We start from the raw sequence: 19,766 nt of genomic DNA on the forward strand, positions 1-19,766 counted from the left end.
CGCGTCGGCACTCGGCACTCTCAACTGCGGCGTCGATTCTGCGCCGTCACTGCGAACTTTGGGAACATTCGCGGGCAGGAGAGGGGCGTCACGGAGTAAATTCCGTGACGTCGGACGGGTTCGGCGCGGTTGTGCGCCGCCCCGCCGGCCGGCAAAGATCGGCTCTACGCGGTGCTCCCTATTGCTTCGCGATCGCTCAGCTGCGCTCGGCGATCTTTGCTGTCCTGCACCGCGCCTCTTGTGCCCTGAGCTGGCCGATGCAGCGCTTCTCGTCGATCTCAGGCGCGTACCTCGAAGCAGCCGGCGGGCGATTCTAAGCCCCTGAGATCCGGCGGATCAACGCGGCGACCTCGCTCAGGTCGTTATTCAATTGGTGGTCGCGGCCCTCGAGGCGGTGCACCCGCGCTTGGGCGATGGCCTTGGCATAGAGCTCGGCATGCGCCGGCGGCGCGGTTTCATCGGCACTTCCCTGAAACAGGAAAACCGGCACGCCCTGCGGCAACTGCTCACCGAGATTGGGCTTCGCCTCGATCTCGTCGCTCGGCCAACCGCCCTGGCCGATGAACGGGGCCGACGCCAGGATGATGGCGGAAGGTTTTGCGGTCGGCGGGTTCTCGGCGATGGCGTTGATCATGATCGCGCCGCCTAGCGAGTGGCCAATCAGGATCGCGCCTTCGTCGAGCGCGTTGATTTCGTTCACCATCGCCACCTTCCAGGGGGCGTAGTGCGGATCGCCCTCGTCCGGCATGCGGGGATAGATGATCGCTCCAGGGTCGATGTCGAGCCCGGCCGCCAGGCTGTCGACAAGCTTGTTGTCCCACTGGTCGTGGACGTCGTCGCCGCCCCCCTGAATGAACAAAATTTGCGGCGTCATGGCTCGGGCAACGCACTGCCGTTTTGCGCAGTTCCGAGAGCCGCGGCCGCGCCAGCCCACAGCTTGGCACGACGCTCGGGACGCTCCGGCACCGACGCCCGCATCGCACCGCAATGGCATGATCCTTCAACCGCCATCTGGCTCCTCGTTTATCGGCTGTCCGATCCCCAGCATGTTGCCGTCGCAGTCGCGGAACCAGGCGGCGAGCTCGCCGGTGCCCTTGCTCGGGTAATTGCCTTTGATCGTCGCGATGCCGTCGACGGTGACGAGCGGTCCCTGGTCATAGTCCTCGAACACGACTCCGCGCCGCTTGAGCTCGGCGACCGTGGCGCGCAGGTCGGCGACCTCGAACCCCATCTGCGTGAAGCTGCCGCTCGACTGGCCGGCCGACGTGAACAGCGCGAACTCGCACCCGCCGACCACGTAGCGAACCCCGCCCGGCCGCTCCTCGACCGGCTGCAGGCCAAGCTTCTCGCCATACCAGGCGCGCGCCCTGTCCAGGTCCTTTACCGGCAATCGCGCGGCCACCTTGCGAACGCCCAGCACCAGCCTCTCCTTCGAATTGCGTGAGCCGCCGTTTATTCGCCGCGCGCGCCGCTTGCCACCATTCCGGTGTTCACGAATCGTTCTCATGCGGGTACGGCGGCGGCATGTCCTACAAGCATGTCGGCACGGCCGCCGATCTCGTCCGCTTCCGCGCCAGCCTGCGCATCGAGTGCGGGATGTGCGCCGCCGCCCACACGCTGACCGGAGCCGAGGTCGTCAGCCGCTGCGGACCCGGCGATCTCGAACGCATCCGCCGCCGCCTCAAATGCGAGCGCTGCAACAAAAAGGCAGCACGACTGGTCGTGCTGCCTCCTGTTTAACTGCGACTGCCAGCGGCGTGAGTGCCGCAAGAAGCGGGGCTTAGTGCGCCGGAGCGCCGATCTTCAGGTCTTCGTCGAGGAACGCCTTGATGCCCGATCCTGCCGGGATCTTGGCGCTGGTGCCGGTCATGAAAAAGCCCGCGACCGGAAGGAGCACGACGGCGCCGACCACGCCGGCAGTGCCGGTGGTGCCCTTGTCGTCGAACGTTCCGCTCAGCCGGACGAGGCGATCGCCGACGCGGACGTTGAGCACGCGCGCCGCAATACGGCCGGACTTGCCCCACATGCCCTTGTGGCGGATGTCGGTGATCTCGCCGGTCGCCGGACTGCCTGCCGGGATGACGACAGCGTTGCCGAGCATGACCGCGTTGGCGACGGTCAGGCGGAACTGCTGGCCTTCACGCAGGGTCTTGTTGTTGGAGTCGAGACCCTCCTCGAGCTTGAGCGGCACTTCGACGCCGGCGCGAAGCACGTTGTCGGTCGAGGACGAGAGGATTGCCGCTTGCTGGGCAGGTGCGATGGACGTCGAAGTCTGAGCCGCTGCGAGCGCGGCGAATGCGATAAGCTGGAACAATGGATTTTCCCCCTTCTACTTGCTCCCCCGAGCAAGAATTTGCGGAAGATGCCGAACGCCGTTGAGTTTGCCTAGAGGGATATTCGGTAAATTATTTGCCACGCATCCGCGCAGCCAACTTGCCCTCGGCGACAACTGCTCGCCTGTGCTTTTTCCGAGCGTCTGGCAGCCGACACATCCTGCCCCGTGCATTGCTCCACCTGCCGCAATCCATGGGGAAAACAACGGCTTGAGTGCGTTGAGCAATCCGACCCGTCCGACACGAGGCGGGAAAGGGAGGGTGCGCCTGGGGTCCTGTCGACCGCGGCCCGCGCCCCGAATTTCATGCACTCAATCGAATGGAGTAAGAACATGCGTAACATCCTGATCGCTACTGCCGCCGTCGCCGCGCTCGCCACTCCGGCGCTCGGCCAGGTCAACACCGGCAGCGGCAACGGCCTCGTCGCCGTCAACGTCCAGAACGTCGACATTCTCAAGAACTTCCTGAACAACGACCAGATCGCGTTGCTCAACAACGTGTCGGTTCCGGTTGCCGTCCAGGTGCCGATCGGCGTCGCCGCCAACGTCTGCGGCGTGAACGCCAACGTGCTGGCTTCGCAGCGCAAGGGCGACGATCCCGTCACCTGCACCGCCAAGAACGGTTCGAAGGCGCTCGCGAACGCGTTCGCCAAGCAGAACCTGACCCAGACCAAGTAACCCTTCGGTTTGATCGGACGGCCCGGCGGGAGCGATTCCGCCGGGCTTTTCCGTGCACGCAGCAGCTACTGCTGCAGGCGCTTCTCGGCACGGCCGACCGCAAGCCGCAGCCACAGCGGGATCGTCAGTAGTCCGAACTGGCTGTAGCGCGGAACGAACAGGGCCAGCGCCAGCGCGATGGCCGCGCCGAGCGTCACGCCCCAGCCGCGCGCCCGGGTCCTGGCAACTACCAGCGGATCCGCCTGTTCGTCGACGACCGGCGGCGCCGTTGCGCGGCGAACCAGCTGGATGTTCAGCAGCCCCGTCGTCATCAGCACCAGGTCATAGAACACGGTGGGCACCCGCTGCCCCATGTTCAGGCCCATGTAGGCGGTTGCGAAAGGCATGAAGACGATCGCCGCGAGCATCAGCGTGTTCGGCATCACGAGGCCGGGCGACCAGTGGCGTGCCAGGCTGAACGCCCGGTGGTGGCCGGCCCAGAACGCGCCGATCACGAAGAAGCTGATGAAGAAGGCGACGAAGCTCGAACTGAGGTTCACCAGCGCGATCAAATGGTCGCCATCGGTGGCATGACTGCCGAGATGCGGCGGCGTGACTTCGATGATCAGCAAGGTGATCGCGATCGCGAACACTGCGTCGGAAAAAAAGATCAGGCGCTCCAGCGGGTGAGCGGGCGTGTGCGCATGGACATCATCGCCGGCGCTTGCCGCGCGCGCATTCGCCGCTCGCCCAGATACTGCCCGCTTTGCCATCCGCCCCCCTGTTCGCCGCCAATCTAGCAGCAATGGCGGCAGGGCAAAGGCCTAGGCTTGGCGGCGCTCGCCCTCGAGCTCGGCGACAAGCCGGTGGCCTTCCCAGATCTCGCACTTCGACCCGAAACCGCGTGTTTCGACCTTGGCGATCGCCTCGGCATCCTCGGCGGCTTCGATGAGGTCGCCGGACACGGTCATCGACGAGCCGTCGAAGCAGTAGACGCGGTACGGTTTTCCAGGATCGAACATGAAACGCTCCTTGAACAGCGGGAGCTCTCAGGAGGTCTCTCGGTCACCGCTGCGCTGAGACAAGGCGCGATGATGGGGCTCCTTACACCCGTTCGCCTCCGCGAACCAATTTCGGCCGGCCGACTATCGCGGCCGGACCACAGCTTGGCCCGACGCTATGGTGCCGACGCTGCAGGAGCAGCGGGTTGCGCTGCTGCGGACCGGGCAGCTCTGGCGGTCGCCTTGGCAGCCGCTTGCGCTTCCTCGGCCTCGCGGCGCTTCTTGGCCTCGACGTACAGCTGATATTCGCTCGGCTGCGGATCGGTCTCGAACATCTTGCCGACGTTCTCGCCGCGGCTCAGCTTGCCGGCCATCTGCGCGAGGACGCCCGCTGCATTGACGAGGTCGATGCCGGCATTGCCGCGGCAGCCCATCGGCCCGACGGTCGCGCAGGGATTGTCCTTCATCATCTCGCGCCCTTTCGGGTGGACGCGATTGTTATGTGCTTCGCGCCGTGCCTTGAGAATGTCCGGATCAATGCGATAGCCTTGCGGTTTGGGCGCGCAAACGATGATGGCGTTCGTGTCGCTGCCCGGCACCGACGAACGGCACGGGTCCGCGGGGTTGGCGACCGTTGCAGAGGGAGGTGCCGTGTTCGGCGCTCCCGCTGCCGCGCTCGCCGTTTGGGCAAGGGCGAACAGGAGGACGGGCGCGCCGATCAGCATCGCGCGACCCTCGGGGCGGGGAGATTGCCCACCGATGAACATGACGCGCGCCGCACCGCGGCTTAGCGCATTTCCCGTTGCGCTTCTTGGAGCCAGCCCTTGGGCGCGGTGCCGACCTCGTGCGCGGCCGGACGGGCTTGCACCACCCGCTCACGGCCGGGCCAGGCGACGATCATCATCGCAATGCTCATCACGCCAAGCACCGACAGCAGCGCGAGGAAGGGCAGGGTGCTCAGCATGAACCGCGGCGTTTCCGGTTCGGTCCGCGGCGCGAGCTTGCGGCGGCGGCGCGCTGCCGCGTCCCGACGCCGCATATGCACGAGATAATCGTCGATGCGCGTCCACGCCCGTTCGGCGGGCGGCGGCGCGAGTCCGTCCTTCTTCATATGTGCATATGTCGGACGCCTCTCGGCCCGATGCAATCACCTGGAGCAGGACTTCCGTCCAGCCGAGGCCCCGGCGCGTCCGTAAGCCGCACCCGGCTCAGCCGATCGGCTGGCCGGACTCTTCCTGCTCGAACAGGTCGGCAACGACATCGCCGCGCGCGCTCAGGCGGACCGTGTCACCCTCGATGTCGGCAACGAGACCCTTCGGCAGGTAATGATGGTGCTGTTCGTGGCCGGCGCCGCTGTCATGACGGATCAGCTTGATGCGGTCGCCTTCAACACGGTCGACGGTGCCGATCGGTGCGCCGTCTGCGCCGATCACGCTCATGTGCTCGCGGATCTGGTCGAATGCTGTCGTCATGGCAGTGCCTCCTTTGCTCGCGCTCTAAACGTTCGGACAGCAGTTAAGGATGCATCGGCGCTCAGAAGTCCTGGGCGTCAGTGCGAGGCAGACTCCGCGGCGGAATTCGGGTCGACGGCAGCCTGGCGCTTCACCCATTTGATAAGCTCGTCGAGCTGGATCGCCTGCTCCGTCGCGATCAGTGCGTCGTCGTCGTCGAGGCTGGTGGCAGGAAGTCCGTCACGACCGGCGCTTTCAGTAGCGCTTGTGGCGGCAGCGGGTAGGCCGGGCATTGGTGCTGCTCCGCCAGCGCCGCGATCGGCTGGACCGGCGGGGGAGTTCCGGCGCAGGCGGTCAGCAGCAAGGCGAGCGGCGGCAAGGCGCGTTTCGAAATCATCTTCGGTCCTTTCGTTGATGGCGCTCTGTTCGGAGGCGACTCGCTCCGCGTTCGCGCGGTCCTCGGCGCGGGCAGTCTCGGCTGCCTCGCGGTAGGCGGCAGTCGTCTTTGCAAATGCCAGTTGCTCGTCGCCGTAGAGCTTCTCGAAGCGGTCGCTCTCCTTGCGCCAGTGCTGGGCATCCAGGTGCTGCACGATGAGCAAGCCAAGCAGCGCGATCGCAGCGGCAAGCCCGGCGATGCCCTGGCCGTTGAGCGAGCGGAGGATCATGCCTGCACCTCGTTGCACTCGGCTTCGATGCTGGCGCCGTCGCGGCTTGCCGACAGGCGGAGCCGGCCGACGGGTCCGCCGGCGAGCAGGCCGACGATGACGGCGATCATCGCAGCGATGAACCCGCCGAGCGACCAGCCGAAGATGACGACGATGCTGTGCTGCTCCTGCAGCGTCCAGCCGCCCCACATCAGCAGGGCGATGGTGCCGACGGCGCAACTGCCGGAAAACATGCCGCCGGCTGCGGCGAGCAGGCCGTAAACGAGACGCTGGCCTTCAGCGAAAGTGCCCGGGGGCGGAAGCTGGTTCATACCATTCTCCAGTTCGAATGTTCCCAAAGTTCCCAGTGCTACGCGTGCGCCCGCGCGAGGCTCATAGCTCACCGATGCGGTTCGCAAGCCATCCGTAGAGAAACGCCTCGTTGGCGGGGCGGCGCTCGGCGAGGCGCAGGTAGCGTTCGCCCTGGAGCGCTTCGAGCGCCCGCATGAGCACCGTCTCGCCGCCGCGCGAGCCCCGGGCGGCAAGGAAGGCGTCGAGGGCGTCAAGCGTGCGCTCGCCGATGCGGCCGTCGGGCAGGACGTCGGCGTAGTCGGCGCCATTGCGATTGAGCGCAGTCAGTGCGCGCTGCAGGAAGGTGGCGGCGACCGCCGGGCCCATGTTCACGCCGGTGTCGAACAGCTCGGCGCCGACCCGCGGCGCTCGCCTGGCGACTTCGTCGAAGCGCGGGCGCAGCCAGTAAAGGCGGCGGTAGATCGCGGCGGCCTCCGAGCGCGGCAGCTTTCGCATTGTCCCGGCATAGCCGTGCGCGCGGGCCACGGCCTCCGTGATGCCGAAGCACGTCGGCCCGCCCTTGTCGGCGGGATGATCAACGAACCCGCCCTCGCGTTGCAGAAGTTCGTCGATCAGCCCGTCGACATCGATTCTGTCATCCATTCCCGCCACTCCTTTCGAGTCGAGCGAGAACTAGGCGTTGTTATACTTGGGATACCCAAGTAGATGAGCGCTAATGCAATATGGGCACTCGTCAGTGGGTATCCGAGCCGCCTTCGCAGTGCCAAGACGCTCGTCATGCTCCAAGCGTTCATCGACGACTCCGAGAGCAATACGGGAGAGCGCCGCTTGGTCTTGGCGGCATATGTCGCCCCCGCGCAGGAGTGGGCTGAGTTCTCAGATGCTTGGGAAGCTGCTCTCCATCGAGAGCCGCGCATTGAATACTTCAAAATGGCAGAGGCTCAGAATCGCCGCGACCAGTTCGAGGGTTGGTCGGAGAGCAAGCGCACGGCCAAGCTAGTTGATCTGGCACGAGTGATAAGTGCTTTCAGTCCCTTGAGCGTGGATTGCTCCATGAGCACCGCTCACCAGAAGAAGGTTCTGAAGCCATACGCACCTTATGGATTGGCAACTCCGTACTACCCTCTAGTCTTCGCTCTTACTTGTGGCGTTGCCAGGATATGTCATTCGCTTGGTGTGCATCTTCCGTGCGACTTCATCTTCGACAGGCAGGACAACGTCAGCAAGCAAGTTCTGCTCTTTTGGGATCACACGATCTCCCAGCAGCCACCGGAGTGGGCAAGGCTCATCAACCCGTCACCGATCTTTCGAGACGACAAGGACTTCGTTGCGCTTCAAGCCGCTGACATGCTGGCTTGGCACACGCGGCGAGATCTCGAAGGCACCTACCCAGCCCAGTACGAGCAGCTTCGCGACCTGATCCGCATCCCCGGATTGAGCTACTCTGTGGAGATACCCAACGACGTGCTGGAGTATCTGGGCGAGGGCATGAAGAGCATCCCGGGCACGAGTGATATTCGAACGAAACGCGAGTGGAATGCCGTCGTCCAACAGATACTCACGGATGCGGGAGTCCCTCGCAGCTAAGCGCCGTGATCCTTGATGCTCTTTCTAACTAGAGCATCCATCGCGGCATCTGCGTCGGTGGGGTTTAGTTCGCCAGCGTCGATACGCCTTTGAGCTTCCTGCTTGAACGCTTCGCTCTGCTCTTCCGGAGTCATTCTCGGCGTTAGTTTTTTGTACCGCATCAGGCCCTCGCACTAGCTGTTTGATAGGTGAGACGCTTGCCAACGATGCCAGTCAACAGGCGGCTTGCACGATCTTCGTCATTGCAGCCGAGTGCGATGCGGTTGCTGTAGCGGAAATCAAACTCTGCCAGATAACGGTGCAAATGCTTCTCGCTGCAATGCTGGTAGATGCCACGCATGCCGCGCTTGAAGATGCTGAACACGCCTTCGATGGTATTGGTGTAGGCATCGCCACGGACATACTCACCGCCAGCGTGCATGACGCGCTCGTGCTTGGCGAACTCACGGCCAACCGACCAGTAGTGGCGGGCCTCGTCGGTCATCAGGCGGGCTTCACGATCAACGTTGGCACGAACGATGTTGGCGACTTCACCGCCGCTGATCCGCTCGCTGTGGAACGAACGAACTTCGCCACTGTCGCGGCTCACGAGCGCGACAACGCGCAGCTTGTGACGGAAGCCAACGTCCTTCGGTCCTTTCACGACACCGGTCTTCTTGCCGATGTAGGTTTCGTCGGCCTCAACGGTGCCAGTCATCGGCGCGAGATCGCCAGAGCGCATTGCCTCACGGATGCGGTGCGACATGAACCATGCGGTCTTGAGAGTGACGCCCAAAGTGCGGTGAAGCTGGTTCGAACTGATGCCCTTCTTTGAACCAGCAATGAGATACATGGCTTGCAGCCAGATATGCAGCGCAACGTGGCTGCTCTCAAAGATGGTGCCCATGCGAACGGTGAACGGCTTGCGGCACTGGTAGCACTTGTAGAGGCCCTTACGGGTGCTCTTGCCCTGCATCTTCGACAGGCGCTCGACGCCGCCACAATGCGGGCAGACCGGACCTTGCGGCCAAACCCGCGCTTCGACGTATGCGAAGGCCGCATCTTCGTCGTGAAAGTGCTTGGCTGAAAGTGCGCTGGTCATGGTCGTTTCCCTCTGTGGAAACAGACCTACGCCTCTAGCTTGGGTATGTCAAGTATAACAACGCCGAGAACTAACCAAATAGGTGTGCTGTAGGAAAGGGCCGGTCGGTCGGCGCATCACGAACACCAGGCATCGCGAGCAGGTGAGTGTCGCCGGACCTACAAGCTCGACGCTATACGGGGTCCGTTTCTGCGGGACCGGGACCGGGGTCGATTTCAATGGTGCTGACGTGGCGGTTGCGGTCCCAGATCTCGCGCCGCAACCCGGTCTCGAGCTTGCGGGCGAGCATCACGGCTTCTTCGTCGTTTTCCGCAAATATGACTTCCGCGGTGACGAACTTGCTGGCCCCGTCCAGACAGTAGACCCTGTAATTCTGCATCCGCCACCCCCGCAGCAGGACGTGGTTAGCACAGATTGAACAGCGGAACGAAATTGCTGTTTAGTCTGCCGGCGGGTTCGTTGGAGTCCTGAAGCTTGAGGTAAGCATCGGCGATCTGGCGCTCGATCATGGCAAGGCACGATCGCGTCCGGCACGTGGCGATTGTGCCACAACGGGCGAGTGACGACGTTTCGAATTGAACCCGTCACGATTTCGGGTGTTAAGGATCCGGGCTGGTTGCGTTTGGGCCGCGAGGGGAGCCGAGTTTTAGTGACACCAATTTCGGATGACCCGTTCCGGCTGCTTGTGCAGTCGGTGGTCGATTATGCGATCTACATGCTCGATATCAACGGGCACGTGACCAGCTGGAACGCAGGTGCGGAGCGGATCAAGGGCTTCCTGACGGACGAGATCGTCGGCCAACACTTCTCGAAATTCTACACCGATGAAGACCGGGAGGCTGGCGTCCCTTATCGCGCCCTGCAAACCGCGCGCAGCGAGGGCAAATACGAGGCCGACGGCTGGCGCGTTCGCAAGGACGGGACGCGGTTCTGGGCAAGCGTAGTCATTGACGCGATCAAGGACGACAGCGGCAAGCTGGTCGGCTTCGCCAAGATCACCCGCGACATGACCGAGAAGCGGCAGGCGCAGCAGGCGCTGTTGGAGGCAGAGCAGCGGTTCCGGATCCTTGTCCAGGGCGTGACGGACTACGCGATCTTCATGCTCGACCCAGATGGGAAGGTGACGAACTGGAACGCCGGCGCCCAACGCATCAAGGGCTATACGCCCGAAGAGATAGTCGGCGAGCATTTCAGCCGCTTCTACGCTGCCGAAGACGTCGATGCGGGTGTGCCGTTCAGGGCGATCGAGACCGCCCGCCAGGTGGGGCGCTATGAGGCGGAAGGCTGGCGCGTTCGCAAGGACGGCACCCGCTTCTGGGCAAGCGTGGTGCTGGACGCAATCCGCGACGACCAGGGCGAGCTGCTCGGCTTCGCCAAGATCACCCGCGACATGACCGACAAGCGGGAGGCGCAGCTACGGCTCGAAGAATCGCGCGAGCAGCTGTTCCGCTCGCAGAAGATGGAAGCGCTCGGCCAGCTGACCGGCGGCCTCGCGCACGACTTCAACAACCTGCTGACGGCGATCCTCGGCGCGTCGGACCTTGCGCTGCGCAACCTCGACAACGAGGCCAAGCTCCGGCGCATGATCGACGGGATCCGCAACTCCGCGCAGCGGGGCGCTGGCCTGACCAAGCAGCTGCTCGCATTTGCCCGCGCGCAGCCGTTGGAGATTCACCAGATCGAACTGAAGTCGTTCCTGAGCGAAGTGACGACGCTGCTGCGGCCCTCGCTCCGTTCGGACATTGAGGTCGTGCTGGAGATGTCCGACCAGTTGTGGAACGTCGATGCGGACGCCGGGGCGCTGGAGCTTGCGCTTCTGAACCTCACCTTCAACGCTCGCGACGCGATGAAGAACGGCGGCAAGCTGAAGGTCAGCGCCAGCAACGAGGTGCTGAGCGGCGACCCCGACGGACTGCACGGCGAGCACGTGGCGCTGCGCGTCTCCGACACCGGCACGGGGATGAGTCGCGAGACCATGGAGCGGGTGTTCGAGCCGTTCTTCACCACCAAGACGTTCGGCGAAGGCACTGGACTCGGGCTCAGCCAGGTGTTCGGCTTCGTGAAGCAGCTCGGCGGCACCGTCGCCGTCAGTTCCGAAGTCGGCAAAGGCTCGATCTTCACGATCTATGTTCCGGCCAGCCGCGGCGGGGAGCTTTCCGGCGGGCGCGGGCATGCTCCGGACAAGCTGACGCTCGGGCGCGTCCTGATCGTCGAGGACGACGATATGGTCGCCGAGCTTGCGGCCGGCATGCTCGACGAGCTGGGGTTCGAGCCGACGATCGTCCACAGCGCGAAAGAAGCGCTCGACCGGCTCGCTTCCGGCGAGAAGCCCAAGCTGATCTTTTCCGACATCATCATGCCAGGCGGGATCAGCGGGCTCGAGCTTGCGCGCAAGGTCCGTGACCGCTTCCCGGAACTGCCGATCCTCCTGACGACCGGCTACAGCGAGCAGGTGAGCGGCACCCACGGCTTCCCGGTGCTGCAGAAGCCGTACGAGTTCGATTCGCTGAGCGAGGCGCTTCAGAAGCTGCTCAAGCAGGACCTCGCGCTTCAATAGCTTTGCGCCTGCGCACGAGCTCGCTAGCGTCAACGCGGGCATCGGGGAGGGCGCATGGGTTCGGAACGGCTGAACGCCTTCACGGACGGCGTGATCGCCATCATCATCACTATCATGGTGCTGGAGCTTCGGGTGCCTGCAGGCTCCGGGTTCGCGGCGTTGCGGCCAGAGCTGCCGATCTTCGGCGCGTACCTGCTCTCGTTCATCTATGTCGGGATCTACTGGAACAATCACCACCACATGATGCAGACGGCGAAGCGGGTCGACGGACGTGTGCTGTGGTCGAACCTGGGACTCTTGTTCTGGCTTAGCCTGTTCCCGTTCGTGATCCGCTGGGTCGGCGAGCGCGGCATCACCAGCATCCCCACCGCCGCGTTCGGCGTGCTCATCATGGCCGCAATCTCCTACCTGATTCTCGAAAAGGCGCTGATTGCCGTGGAGGACCAGTCCCCCACGATCGCCAAGGCGGTCGGCGGCAAGATGAAGGAGTGGCTCAGTATCGTGATCTATGCGCTCGGGCTGGTGGCTGCGTTCCTGGTGTCGCCGTACGTCGCCGTGGCGCTCTACGTCGCGGTCGCGATCATGTGGCTCATCCCGGACCGGCGGTTCGAACGGCGCTTGTAAGGCGCCGGGCGGCGACCCACCTGCCGTTTGAACTCAAGCGGAGAGCAAGTTGGAAAGCTGGCACGGAACTACGATCCTTGGCGTCAAGAAGGGCAACCGGACGGTGATTGCCGGCGACGGCCAGGTGTCGATGGGCAATACGGTGATGAAGCCCAACGCCCGCAAGGTCCGGCGGATCGGCGAGAAGGGCGAGGTGATCGGCGGCTTTGCCGGCGCGACTGCCGACGCCTTCACCCTGTTCGAGCGGCTGGAGCGCAAGCTGGAGCAGTATAACGGCCAGCTGATGCGCGCCGCGGTCGAGCTCGCCAAGGACTGGCGCACCGACAAGTATCTGCGCAACCTGGAAGCGCTGATGATCGTCGCCGACAAGGACATCATGCTGATCCTCACCGGCAACGGCGACGTGCTTGAGCCGGAGGGCGGGATTGCCGCGATCGGATCGGGCGGCAACTACGCGCTGTCGGCGGCCAAGGCGCTCGCCGACTACGAGCAGGACCCGGAAGTGCTCGCCCGACGCGCGATGCAGATCGCTTCGGAAGTGTGCGTGTTCACCAATGACCGGCTGACCGTCGAGACGATTGAAGGCTGACCCGCTGCGCGGCTAGGCTCGCGCGCATGTTGTTGGACCGTCGAACATTCTCCGCCGCCTCGGCGGCTCTGCTGTCGGGCTGCGCTACGGTCGGAAGCCGCTCCGCCTCCGGTTGCACGCCGCTGGTGCCCGTCGACGTGGACGAGAGCCGCGTCATTCGCACGGTTGCGGGGCTGCGGCCGTTCCGCCGCTCCGGTTTTGTCGTCCGCGCCGACCCGCTCGGTGACAAGCGGCTGGTCCACAATTACGGCCACGGCGGCTCCGGCATCACGATGAGCTGGGGGACGTCCAAGCTCGCGGCCGAGATCGGCTTGGCGGGGCATAGCGGGCCCGTCGCGGTGCTCGGTTCGGGAGCGGTCGGCCTCGCGATGGCGCGGCTGGTGCAGGAGGCAGGGTTCCCGGTCACCATCTACGCAGCTGCACTTCCGCCGGACACGACGTCGAACGTCGCCGGAGGGCAGTTTCACCCGTTCGGCCTGTTCCGTGAAAGCGCGGTGACGCCGGCATGGAAGGCGCAGTTCACCCGCGCGCTCGATTATAGCTGGCGGCGCTTCCAGATTATGGTCGGGGACGACTACGGCATTCACTGGCTGCCAACCTACGTCGAGACCGGCACACCAGAGGCGCGGCTGCTCGAGACCTTCCCGCCGGTGAACCGCCTGCTGACCGTTGCTGAACACCCATTCCCGGTCACAAGCGTCCTTCGCTATGACACCATGTATGTCGAGACTGGACGCTACCTGCGCCAGATGGTCCGGGACGTGCAGGTTGCCGGCGGCGAGATCGAGGTCCGGCGCTTCGCTTCGCCAGCGGACATCACTGCGCTGCCGGAAACGCTGGTCTTCAACTGCACCGGCCTCGGCAGCCGCGACCTGTTTGGCGACACCGAGCTGCGGCCGGTGCGTGGACAGCTCGCCATCCTGGAGCCGCAACCGGAGGTCCGCTACGCGTTCACCGGTGAGGCCGGGTACATGTTCCCGCGTGCGGACGGCATCCTGCTCGGCGGCAGCTACGAAATGGGCGAATGGAACGCTAATCCGCAGCCGGACGACATCGCCCGCATCGTTGCGAGCCATAAGCGCTTTTTCAGCAGCTTCCGCTGCCGCGCTTGAACGGCGTCGCGCCGCGTCCAACATAGCCGGGTGAAATGAACTATCATTCGCCCACTCCCCCGAGCGGCGGGGAATCATCGCAAGTGCTCAAGGACAAGCTGACCCCCAAGGCGATCGTCGCGGCACTCGACGCGCATATCATCGGTCAGGACGACGCCAAGCGAGCGGTCGCGGTTGCGCTGCGCAACCGCTGGCGGCGGCAGCAGCTTGGCCCCGAACTGCGCGACGAAGTCACGCCGAAGAACATCCTGATGATCGGGCCCACCGGGTGCGGAAAGACCGAGATCAGTCGGCGGCTTGCCCGCCTCGCGGACGCTCCGTTCGTCAAGGTTGAAGCAACCAAGTTCACCGAGGTCGGATACGTCGGCCGCGACGTCGAGCAGATTGCCCGCGATCTCGTCGAGGAAGCCGTTCGGCTGGAGCGCGAGCGGCGCCGGGCCAAGGTCCGGGCGACTGCCGAGGAGACCGCGATGGACCGGCTGCTGGATGCGCTCACCGGCAAGGGCTCAAGCGAAGCGACGCGGCAGAGTTTCCGCCAGCGGTTCGCAGACGGCAGCCTCGACAGCGCCGAGGTCGAGATCGACGTGGCCGAAGCCCAGGCCATGCCGTTCGACCTGCCCGGAAATGGCGTCAGCATGATCAACATCTCGGAGATGATGCAAAAGGCGATGGGCGGGCCGCCCAAGAAGAAGCGCAAGCTCAAGGTGCCGGACGCTTTCGCGCGCCTGACCGAAGAGGAAGCGGACAAGCGCCTCGATCCCGACGACATCAACCGCGCGGCGCTCGCCGATGCCGAAGCGAACGGCATCGTTTTCCTCGACGAGATCGACAAGATCGCGGTCAGCGACGTGCGTGGCGGCTCCATCAGTCGCGAAGGTGTTCAGCGCGACCTGCTGCCGCTGATCGAGGGCACAACCGTCGCGACCAAATACGGTCCGCTCAAGACCGACCATATCCTGTTCATTGCCAGTGGCGCGTTCCACATCGCCAAGCCGGCGGATCTCCTGCCCGAGCTTCAGGGGCGTCTGCCGATCCGCGTTGAACTGAAGGCACTGACCCAGGCGGATTTCGTGCGCATCCTGTCATCCACGCGGGCGAGCCTCACGGAGCAGTATCAGGCGCTGCTCGGCACCGAGGGGGTTCGCATCGAGTTTGCGGAGGACGGAATTGCCGCTCTGGCGCGCATCGCCGCGGAAGTGAACGAGGCCGTCGAGAATATCGGCGCGCGGCGGCTGCAGACCGTGATGGAGAAGCTGCTCGAGGACGTCAGCTTCCACGCCGAGGAGCGCTCGGGCGAGACGCTGGTCGTCGACGGCGCATTCGTGGACCAGCAACTGTCGAGCATCGCGCGCAACGCGGACCTCAGCCGCTACGTGCTGTAAGAGCTGATCGCAGGGGGAGGGGCCGAATGAACGTCGATCTGGCGACCATCATCTTTGGGTGGAACAAGACGCTCGGCACCGCCGATCATCTGCTCACGCGCGCCGAGGAGCATGCAATGAGCAACGGCATCGCCGAGGCCGAAATGCTTGAATGGCGGCTTGCGCCGGACATGTTCCCGCTGCGCCAGCAGTTTCAGATCGTCTGTAACCTCGTCCAGCAATGGTCCGCGCGGCCGGCCGACGTCGAGGTGCCGCCCGAGCCGAAGGGCGACATGGACGTTGCCGAGCTGCGCGCCATGATTGCGGCGGCTCGGGCTTTCGTCAGCTCGATCTCACCGGACCGACTGAAAGGCCGCGACGACGTGCCGGTCACCGTCAACCTGGGCGTGATCGAGCCGACGATGCCGATCGGTCAATGGGTGACGAGCTTTGCGACCACCAACATCGTCTTTCATCTCAGCATCGCCTACGCGATCCTGCGGTCGAAGGGCGTTCCGATCGGCAAGCGCGACCTGTTCGGCGGCGGTCTCTAGGCCGAGTATTTCCGATAACGCCACACCAGCCCTTGGACGAATGGCGGCCACGCGCTCGCGTTTACGCCAGCGAGCCGCAGCCGGCCCGCGATCCAGCTGTTGCAGGTGTGGACGATGCTTGCCTTGCCGGACGCGCGATAGAAAGCGTCGCAGCACCCGTAGCCGGCGTGGGCAATCCGCTGCGGCTTACCGTGGCGGTCGAGCGTGAAGTCGGCGCGAACGGCAGCCCAGAGCCGCCGATATTCCTCCGGGCGGAGCCGGATCTGTCGGACGACGGAGGTCCGCGTCGGCACATATTCGACGTGCATGACGGTGGCGCCGCCAGTCAGCGCCGACCATATTGTATGCGGCGTAAGGTCCGACCAGGTCGGCGTGTTCAGATAGACGTTCTTCTCACCGGCGCCGAATGCAACCCAGCGCGCTCGCGGATCCGCCGCGGCGAAATCGCCGGGCGGCAGCAGCGGGCGCCAGTCGAGGCCGTTCGCGCTCACCGGCATGATCAGATCGGCATGCACACCGTTGTCCGCCAGGTAGACCGTCGTGCCGCGAGCGGGTTCTTTCCAGCTGCGGTTCACCGGGATCAGCGAGCCCGCAAGCGCTGCCGTCACATAGACGGCGGGGAGCGCCAGAAGCAGCGTGATGAGCTGCCCCGCCAGCCTTGCCCGCGATTTCCGCCTTCGCCGCGCCACCCCGACTCCCACTGCACCTTGCCTTGCATGGCCCGCCTGCCTAGATGCGCCAGCCGTCGGGGCGTAGCGCAGCCTGGTAGCGCATCACACTGGGGGTGTGGAGGTCGCTGGTTCGAATCCAGTCGCCCCGACCATCGCTTACGTTGCGCCGTCCGGAGGGCAGCGCCACGTCGGCGAGACGTAACGGCCTTGCCATGGACGCTCGGGCCGACGGCCGTTAGGGCACGCCCAGCCATTCACTCGAAAGTCTGTTCCCGCCGATGACCACCGCGCCAATGTTGATGACGATGATGCAGGCAGCGCCCGCCGACGGGCAGGCCAGCGGCACCATGCAGATGCTGGTCGGCGTCCTGCCATGGGTGCTGATCTTCGGCATTTTCTACCTGCTGATGATTCGCCCGCAGCAGCGGCGTGTGAAGGAGCATCAGGCGAGCATCGCTTCGGTGAAGAAGGGCGACGAAGTGGTTACCGCGGGCGGCATCCGGGGCCGGGTCACCAAGGTCGCCGACGACGAGGCGGAGGTCGAGATTGCAAGCGGCGTCAAGGTCCGGGTCGTGAAGTCGACGCTAAGCCAGGTGCTCTCGACCGGCGCGAAGCCGGCGAACGACTGAGGCTGCCATGCTCGAATTCCCGAAATGGAAGGTCTGGCTCGTCTCGCTCGTGGTGGCGCTCGGCGTGCTGTGGTCGATCCCGAGCATCATCAACCACACGCCGCTGGCGTCGCGCTGGCCGGCCTGGCTTCCTCACTCGAAAATCAACCTCGGGCTCGACCTCGCCGGCGGCAGCCACCTGCTGCTAGAAGCGGACCAGCGCGACGCGCTGAAGCAGCGACTGCAAGCCAAGGAAGACGAAGTTTCGACCGAACTTCGGCGCAACCCGAGGATCGATATCGGCGACATCTCGACGGCCGGCGGACGGCTCTCTTTCATGGTGCGCAACCCGGCGCAGGTCGATGCCGCCGTCGAGCGGCTGCGGGCGCTCAGCCAGCCGGTCGCGATGACGGGCAGCCGCGACTGGGACGTGCAGGTCGTCGATTCCACCAGGATCGTCCTGACGCCGACGCCAGCCGGCACGACCAGAGCACTGAAGGACGCGATGGGAGTCGCCCGCGACGTCGTCCGGCGCCGCATCGATCCGGGCGGAACCAAGGAAATCACCGTTATAACCGAGGGCGGCAACCGCATTCTCGTCGAGGTGCCGGATGTCGAAGATCCCGAAGCGCTCAAGAATCTGATCGGTCAGACTGCCCGGCTCGAGTTCAAGCTGGTCGACTTGTCGGCCAATCCCCAGGACGTGCAGCAGGGCCGCGCACCCCCGGGTAGCCAGGTGCTGCCGATGGCCGACGGCAGTGGCTTCATCGCCGTAAAGCGGCGCGTCATGGTTTCCGGCGATCAGCTGACCGATGCGCAGCAGGGCTTCGACCAGGACGGACGCCCCGACATCAACATCAAGTTCAACACGGCGGGCGCCCGCCGCTTCGGCCGGGCGACGCAGGAGAATGTCGGCAAGCCGTTCGCGATCATCCTTGACGACAAGGTGCTGTCGGCCCCGAACATCAATGAACCGATCCTGGGCGGCACTGCCTCGATCAACGGCGGGTTCACCGTCCAGAGCGCCCACGATCTCGCCGTCAGCCTCGCGTCGGGCAAGTTGCCGGTGAAGCTGGTCCCGATCGAGGAGCGCACGGTCAGTGCCGAGCTCGGGCAGGACTCAATTCGCAAGGGCGTCATCGCCAGCGTGATCGGCACGATCGGCGTCATGATCTTCATGCTCGTGACCTACGGTCGGTTCGGTGTCTACGCGAACATCGCGCTGGTCGTGAACGCTTTCCTGATTCTCGCCGTCATGGCGATTTTCAACGCGACGCTAACGCTGCCGGGCATCGCGGGGTTCATCCTGACGATCGGTGCTGCCGTCGATGCCAACGTGTTGATCAACGAGCGCATACGCGAGGAAATCCGGCGTGGGCGACGACTGATCGACGCGGTCCAGACCGGCTATCACGAAGCGTTCCGGGCGATCTTCGACGCGAACGTGACCCACGTCATCTCGGCCGCGATCATGGCCTACTTCGGTTCGGGACCGGTGCGCGGCTTCGCCGTGGTTCTGATGATCGGTGTCGTCAGTTCGGTGTTCACCGCCGTTTATTTCACCCGGATGCTGGTTGCGCTCTGGATTCGCCGGGCGCGCCCGCGCGAACTGCATATTTGAGGCCTGTGCGATGAAGCTCCTGAAGCTCGTTCCCGACCACACCAACCTCGACTTCATGCGATGGCGCAACCTTGCGCTGGTGCTGTCGCTGATGGCGACGGTCATTTCGATCGCCTTCACCTTCTACCGGGGCCTGAACCTCGGCATCGATTTCGTCGGCGGACAGGTGGTGCGCGTCGAATTCACGAAGCCAGTCCACATTGAAGCGCTGCGGAGCCGCATCGACCAGCTTGGCGTTGGCGATGCCAGCATCCAGGCGCTCGGCAATGACCGAACCTATCAGTTTCGCTTGAAGAAGCCGCAGGGTCCCGAGTCAGCGTCCAACGTCGTTGTTTCCAAGCTCCGCGCGACCATCCCGCAGGAATATCCGGGCGCCCGGGTGGATGCCGGTGAGTCGGTGTCGGGCAAGGTGAGCGAGGAACTGGCGCAGGACAGCGCCATGGCGCTTGGCCTCGCGATGCTGGGCATTGCGGTCTACATCTGGTTCCGGTTCGAATGGCAGTTCGGCGTGGGTGCGCTGCTGACGCTCGGGCATGACGTCGCAATGACGATCGGCTTCTTCGCCTTCACCAGGCTTCAGGTCGACCTCAACGTCGTCGCCGCGTTCCTGACCATCGTCGGCTACTCGCTCAACGATACGGTGGTGATCTACGATCGCATCCGCGAGAACCTGCGCAAGTATCGCAAGATGGCGATCCTGCCGCTGCTCAACCTGTCGCTGAACGAGACTCTCGCCCGCACCGTGGTCACATCGCTGACGGTGCTGATCGCATTGGGAGTGCTGATGCTGATCGGGCCCGAAGTTATCTTCGGCCTGGCCATTGCGATCTTCCTCGGCGTGCTGATTGGCACTTACTCGTCGATCTATATCTCGGCGCCGGTGCTGGTCTGGCTTAAGGTCACGCCGGACAGTTTCGTTCGCGGTGACGACAAGGAAGGGAAGGACGCGGGCGCACCGCAGACAGCCTGAACGCCGCGCCTGCCGCCTGTCATATGCCGTTCAT

26 protein-coding genes and 1 tRNA gene are annotated in these 19,766 nt (G+C 64.5%); 13 read left to right on the top strand and 14 right to left on the bottom strand.

Annotated features, from left to right (window positions below; translation table 11 throughout):
- Nucleotides 1–313 precede the first annotated feature (313 nt).
- Nucleotides 314–874 (bottom strand): alpha/beta hydrolase, encoded by a 561-nt coding sequence (locus ACUXST_RS07550; protein ID WP_458389358.1) that lies wholly within the window; start codon nucleotides 872–874, stop codon nucleotides 314–316.
- Nucleotides 875–1,000: 126 nt separating this feature from the next.
- Nucleotides 1,001–1,420: a VOC family protein gene (locus tag ACUXST_RS07555; RefSeq protein ID WP_458389359.1), complete on the bottom strand. Its 420-nt coding sequence runs from the start codon at nucleotides 1,418–1,420 to the stop codon at nucleotides 1,001–1,003.
- 20 nt (nucleotides 1,421–1,440) lie between these two features.
- Between ACUXST_RS07555 and ACUXST_RS07560 the strand changes: the two genes are divergently transcribed.
- Nucleotides 1,441–1,740, top strand: a complete 300-nt coding sequence (locus ACUXST_RS07560; protein ID WP_458389360.1) for a hypothetical protein — start codon at nucleotides 1,441–1,443, stop codon at nucleotides 1,738–1,740.
- 40 nt (nucleotides 1,741–1,780) lie between these two features.
- Here the strand turns inward: ACUXST_RS07560 and ACUXST_RS07565 are convergent, their stop codons facing one another.
- On the bottom strand, nucleotides 1,781–2,314 hold the full coding sequence (locus ACUXST_RS07565; RefSeq protein ID WP_458389361.1) for a hypothetical protein: 534 nt from the start codon (nucleotides 2,312–2,314) through the stop codon (nucleotides 1,781–1,783).
- A gap of 351 nt (nucleotides 2,315–2,665) precedes the next feature.
- Here ACUXST_RS07565 and ACUXST_RS07570 point away from each other — a divergent pair, with 351 nt between their 5' ends.
- Nucleotides 2,666–3,010, top strand: coding sequence for a hypothetical protein (locus ACUXST_RS07570; protein WP_458389362.1), 345 nt, complete (start codon nucleotides 2,666–2,668; stop codon nucleotides 3,008–3,010).
- 65 nt (nucleotides 3,011–3,075) lie between these two features.
- Here the strand turns inward: ACUXST_RS07570 and ACUXST_RS07575 are convergent, their stop codons facing one another.
- The 8 genes from ACUXST_RS07575 to ACUXST_RS07610 all read right to left on the bottom strand — a co-directional run bounded on the left by ACUXST_RS07575 (nucleotide 3,076) and on the right by ACUXST_RS07610 (nucleotide 7,027).
- Nucleotides 3,076–3,762 (bottom strand): TMEM175 family protein, encoded by a 687-nt coding sequence (locus ACUXST_RS07575; RefSeq protein ID WP_458389363.1) that lies wholly within the window; start codon nucleotides 3,760–3,762, stop codon nucleotides 3,076–3,078.
- A gap of 51 nt (nucleotides 3,763–3,813) precedes the next feature.
- Entirely contained in the window at nucleotides 3,814–4,011 is a 198-nt protein-coding gene (locus ACUXST_RS07580; RefSeq protein WP_458389364.1) for a hypothetical protein, read from the bottom strand.
- A gap of 155 nt (nucleotides 4,012–4,166) precedes the next feature.
- Nucleotides 4,167–4,757, bottom strand: a complete 591-nt coding sequence (locus ACUXST_RS07585; RefSeq protein WP_458389365.1) for a hypothetical protein — start codon at nucleotides 4,755–4,757, stop codon at nucleotides 4,167–4,169.
- 20 nt (nucleotides 4,758–4,777) lie between these two features.
- Complete coding sequence (locus tag ACUXST_RS07590; protein ID WP_458389366.1) at nucleotides 4,778–5,101, bottom strand: hypothetical protein; 324 nt, start codon at nucleotides 5,099–5,101, stop codon at nucleotides 4,778–4,780.
- 97 nt (nucleotides 5,102–5,198) lie between these two features.
- Complete coding sequence (locus tag ACUXST_RS07595; RefSeq protein WP_458389367.1) at nucleotides 5,199–5,462, bottom strand: DUF2171 domain-containing protein; 264 nt, start codon at nucleotides 5,460–5,462, stop codon at nucleotides 5,199–5,201.
- 77 nt (nucleotides 5,463–5,539) lie between these two features.
- Entirely contained in the window at nucleotides 5,540–6,106 is a 567-nt protein-coding gene (locus ACUXST_RS07600; RefSeq protein WP_458389368.1) for a hypothetical protein, read from the bottom strand.
- The gene (locus ACUXST_RS07605; RefSeq protein ID WP_458389369.1) at nucleotides 6,103–6,417 is read right to left on the bottom strand and encodes a hypothetical protein; all 315 of its coding nucleotides are present in this window, start codon (nucleotides 6,415–6,417) and stop codon (nucleotides 6,103–6,105) included. Before ACUXST_RS07605 ends, ACUXST_RS07600 begins: the two co-directional genes overlap by 4 nt.
- A 61-nt stretch (nucleotides 6,418–6,478) precedes the next feature.
- Entirely contained in the window at nucleotides 6,479–7,027 is a 549-nt protein-coding gene (locus tag ACUXST_RS07610; RefSeq protein ID WP_458389556.1) for a glycoside hydrolase family 108 protein, read from the bottom strand.
- Between the two features lie 147 nt (nucleotides 7,028–7,174).
- On the opposite strand from ACUXST_RS07610, the gene ACUXST_RS07615 reads away from it, so the two are divergent.
- Entirely contained in the window at nucleotides 7,175–7,984 is an 810-nt protein-coding gene (locus tag ACUXST_RS07615; RefSeq protein ID WP_458389370.1) for a DUF3800 domain-containing protein, read from the top strand.
- 160 nt (nucleotides 7,985–8,144) lie between these two features.
- On the opposite strand, the gene ACUXST_RS07620 is transcribed toward ACUXST_RS07615, so the two are convergent.
- A complete protein-coding gene (locus ACUXST_RS07620) occupies nucleotides 8,145–9,065 on the bottom strand; it encodes an IS1595 family transposase (protein WP_458389371.1) in 921 nt (306 codons plus the stop codon).
- Between the two features lie 172 nt (nucleotides 9,066–9,237).
- Nucleotides 9,238–9,444 (bottom strand): hypothetical protein, encoded by a 207-nt coding sequence (locus tag ACUXST_RS07625; protein ID WP_458389372.1) that lies wholly within the window; start codon nucleotides 9,442–9,444, stop codon nucleotides 9,238–9,240.
- Between the two features lie 270 nt (nucleotides 9,445–9,714).
- Between ACUXST_RS07625 and ACUXST_RS07630 the strand changes: the two genes are divergently transcribed.
- Genes ACUXST_RS07630 through ACUXST_RS07655 form a run of 6 tightly spaced genes read left to right on the top strand, consistent with a single transcriptional unit; the run spans nucleotide 9,715 to nucleotide 15,862 of the window.
- On the top strand, nucleotides 9,715–11,622 hold the full coding sequence (locus ACUXST_RS07630) for a PAS domain S-box protein (protein ID WP_458389373.1): 1,908 nt from the start codon (nucleotides 9,715–9,717) through the stop codon (nucleotides 11,620–11,622).
- Between the two features lie 54 nt (nucleotides 11,623–11,676).
- Entirely contained in the window at nucleotides 11,677–12,246 is a 570-nt protein-coding gene (locus ACUXST_RS07635; RefSeq protein WP_458389374.1) for a TMEM175 family protein, read from the top strand.
- A 49-nt stretch (nucleotides 12,247–12,295) separates the two neighbouring features.
- Entirely contained in the window at nucleotides 12,296–12,835 is a 540-nt protein-coding gene (hslV, locus tag ACUXST_RS07640) for an ATP-dependent protease subunit HslV (RefSeq protein ID WP_458389375.1), read from the top strand.
- 26 nt (nucleotides 12,836–12,861) lie between these two features.
- Nucleotides 12,862–13,947, top strand: coding sequence for an FAD-dependent oxidoreductase (locus ACUXST_RS07645; RefSeq protein WP_458389376.1), 1,086 nt, complete (start codon nucleotides 12,862–12,864; stop codon nucleotides 13,945–13,947).
- 35 nt (nucleotides 13,948–13,982) lie between these two features.
- Nucleotides 13,983–15,329: an ATP-dependent protease ATPase subunit HslU gene (gene hslU, locus ACUXST_RS07650; RefSeq protein WP_458389377.1), complete on the top strand. Its 1,347-nt coding sequence runs from the start codon at nucleotides 13,983–13,985 to the stop codon at nucleotides 15,327–15,329.
- A gap of 26 nt (nucleotides 15,330–15,355) precedes the next feature.
- Entirely contained in the window at nucleotides 15,356–15,862 is a 507-nt protein-coding gene (locus ACUXST_RS07655; RefSeq protein WP_458389378.1) for a DUF1993 domain-containing protein, read from the top strand.
- Here ACUXST_RS07655 and ACUXST_RS07660 read toward each other — a convergent pair.
- Nucleotides 15,859–16,563, bottom strand: a complete 705-nt coding sequence (locus ACUXST_RS07660) for a TIGR02117 family protein (protein WP_458389379.1) — start codon at nucleotides 16,561–16,563, stop codon at nucleotides 15,859–15,861. The genes ACUXST_RS07655 and ACUXST_RS07660 overlap by 4 nt on opposite strands.
- 45 nt (nucleotides 16,564–16,608) lie before the next feature.
- Between ACUXST_RS07660 and ACUXST_RS07665 the strand changes: the two genes are divergently transcribed.
- The 4 genes from ACUXST_RS07665 (at nucleotide 16,609) to secF (ending at nucleotide 19,732) form a co-directional block, all read left to right on the top strand.
- Nucleotides 16,609–16,685 (top strand) — tRNA-Pro (locus ACUXST_RS07665).
- Nucleotides 16,686–16,826: 141 nt separating this feature from the next.
- Entirely contained in the window at nucleotides 16,827–17,162 is a 336-nt protein-coding gene (gene yajC / locus ACUXST_RS07670) for a preprotein translocase subunit YajC (protein ID WP_458389557.1), read from the top strand.
- 7 nt (nucleotides 17,163–17,169) lie between these two features.
- Nucleotides 17,170–18,762: a protein translocase subunit SecD gene (gene secD, locus ACUXST_RS07675; RefSeq protein WP_458389380.1), complete on the top strand. Its 1,593-nt coding sequence runs from the start codon at nucleotides 17,170–17,172 to the stop codon at nucleotides 18,760–18,762.
- A 10-nt stretch (nucleotides 18,763–18,772) separates the two neighbouring features.
- Nucleotides 18,773–19,732, top strand: coding sequence for a protein translocase subunit SecF (secF, locus tag ACUXST_RS07680; RefSeq protein WP_458389381.1), 960 nt, complete (start codon nucleotides 18,773–18,775; stop codon nucleotides 19,730–19,732).
- The last annotated feature ends 34 nt before the right edge of the window (nucleotides 19,733–19,766 follow it).

This window comes from Sphingomonas sp. F9_3S_D5_B_2 (genome assembly GCF_054263715.1).

What these genes read in the sequence shown, in the direction of transcription:
- ACUXST_RS07550 (WP_458389358.1), bottom strand. Translation starts at nt 874, where the DNA reads ATGACGCCGCAAATTTTGTTCATTCAGGGGGGCGGCGACGACGTCCAC.
- ACUXST_RS07570 (WP_458389362.1), top strand. Translation starts at nt 2,666, where the DNA reads ATGCGTAACATCCTGATCGCTACTGCCGCCGTCGCCGCGCTCGCCACT.
- ACUXST_RS07575 (WP_458389363.1), bottom strand. Translation starts at nt 3,762, where the DNA reads ATGGCAAAGCGGGCAGTATCTGGGCGAGCGGCGAATGCGCGCGCGGCA.
- ACUXST_RS07580 (WP_458389364.1), bottom strand. Translation starts at nt 4,011, where the DNA reads ATGTTCGATCCTGGAAAACCGTACCGCGTCTACTGCTTCGACGGCTCG.
- ACUXST_RS07585 (WP_458389365.1), bottom strand. Translation starts at nt 4,757, where the DNA reads ATGTTCATCGGTGGGCAATCTCCCCGCCCCGAGGGTCGCGCGATGCTG.
- ACUXST_RS07590 (WP_458389366.1), bottom strand. Translation starts at nt 5,101, where the DNA reads ATGAAGAAGGACGGACTCGCGCCGCCGCCCGCCGAACGGGCGTGGACG.
- ACUXST_RS07595 (WP_458389367.1), bottom strand. Translation starts at nt 5,462, where the DNA reads ATGACGACAGCATTCGACCAGATCCGCGAGCACATGAGCGTGATCGGC.
- ACUXST_RS07600 (WP_458389368.1), bottom strand. Translation starts at nt 6,106, where the DNA reads ATGATCCTCCGCTCGCTCAACGGCCAGGGCATCGCCGGGCTTGCCGCT.
- ACUXST_RS07605 (WP_458389369.1), bottom strand. Translation starts at nt 6,417, where the DNA reads ATGAACCAGCTTCCGCCCCCGGGCACTTTCGCTGAAGGCCAGCGTCTC.
- ACUXST_RS07615 (WP_458389370.1), top strand. Translation starts at nt 7,175, where the DNA reads ATGCTCCAAGCGTTCATCGACGACTCCGAGAGCAATACGGGAGAGCGC.
- ACUXST_RS07620 (WP_458389371.1), bottom strand. Translation starts at nt 9,065, where the DNA reads ATGACCAGCGCACTTTCAGCCAAGCACTTTCACGACGAAGATGCGGCC.
- ACUXST_RS07625 (WP_458389372.1), bottom strand. Translation starts at nt 9,444, where the DNA reads ATGCAGAATTACAGGGTCTACTGTCTGGACGGGGCCAGCAAGTTCGTC.
- ACUXST_RS07635 (WP_458389374.1), top strand. Translation starts at nt 11,677, where the DNA reads ATGGGTTCGGAACGGCTGAACGCCTTCACGGACGGCGTGATCGCCATC.
- ACUXST_RS07645 (WP_458389376.1), top strand. Translation starts at nt 12,862, where the DNA reads ATGTTGTTGGACCGTCGAACATTCTCCGCCGCCTCGGCGGCTCTGCTG.
- hslU (WP_458389377.1), top strand. Translation starts at nt 13,983, where the DNA reads ATGAACTATCATTCGCCCACTCCCCCGAGCGGCGGGGAATCATCGCAA.
- ACUXST_RS07655 (WP_458389378.1), top strand. Translation starts at nt 15,356, where the DNA reads ATGAACGTCGATCTGGCGACCATCATCTTTGGGTGGAACAAGACGCTC.
- yajC (WP_458389557.1), top strand. Translation starts at nt 16,827, where the DNA reads ATGTTGATGACGATGATGCAGGCAGCGCCCGCCGACGGGCAGGCCAGC.
- secD (WP_458389380.1), top strand. Translation starts at nt 17,170, where the DNA reads ATGCTCGAATTCCCGAAATGGAAGGTCTGGCTCGTCTCGCTCGTGGTG.
- secF (WP_458389381.1), top strand. Translation starts at nt 18,773, where the DNA reads ATGAAGCTCCTGAAGCTCGTTCCCGACCACACCAACCTCGACTTCATG.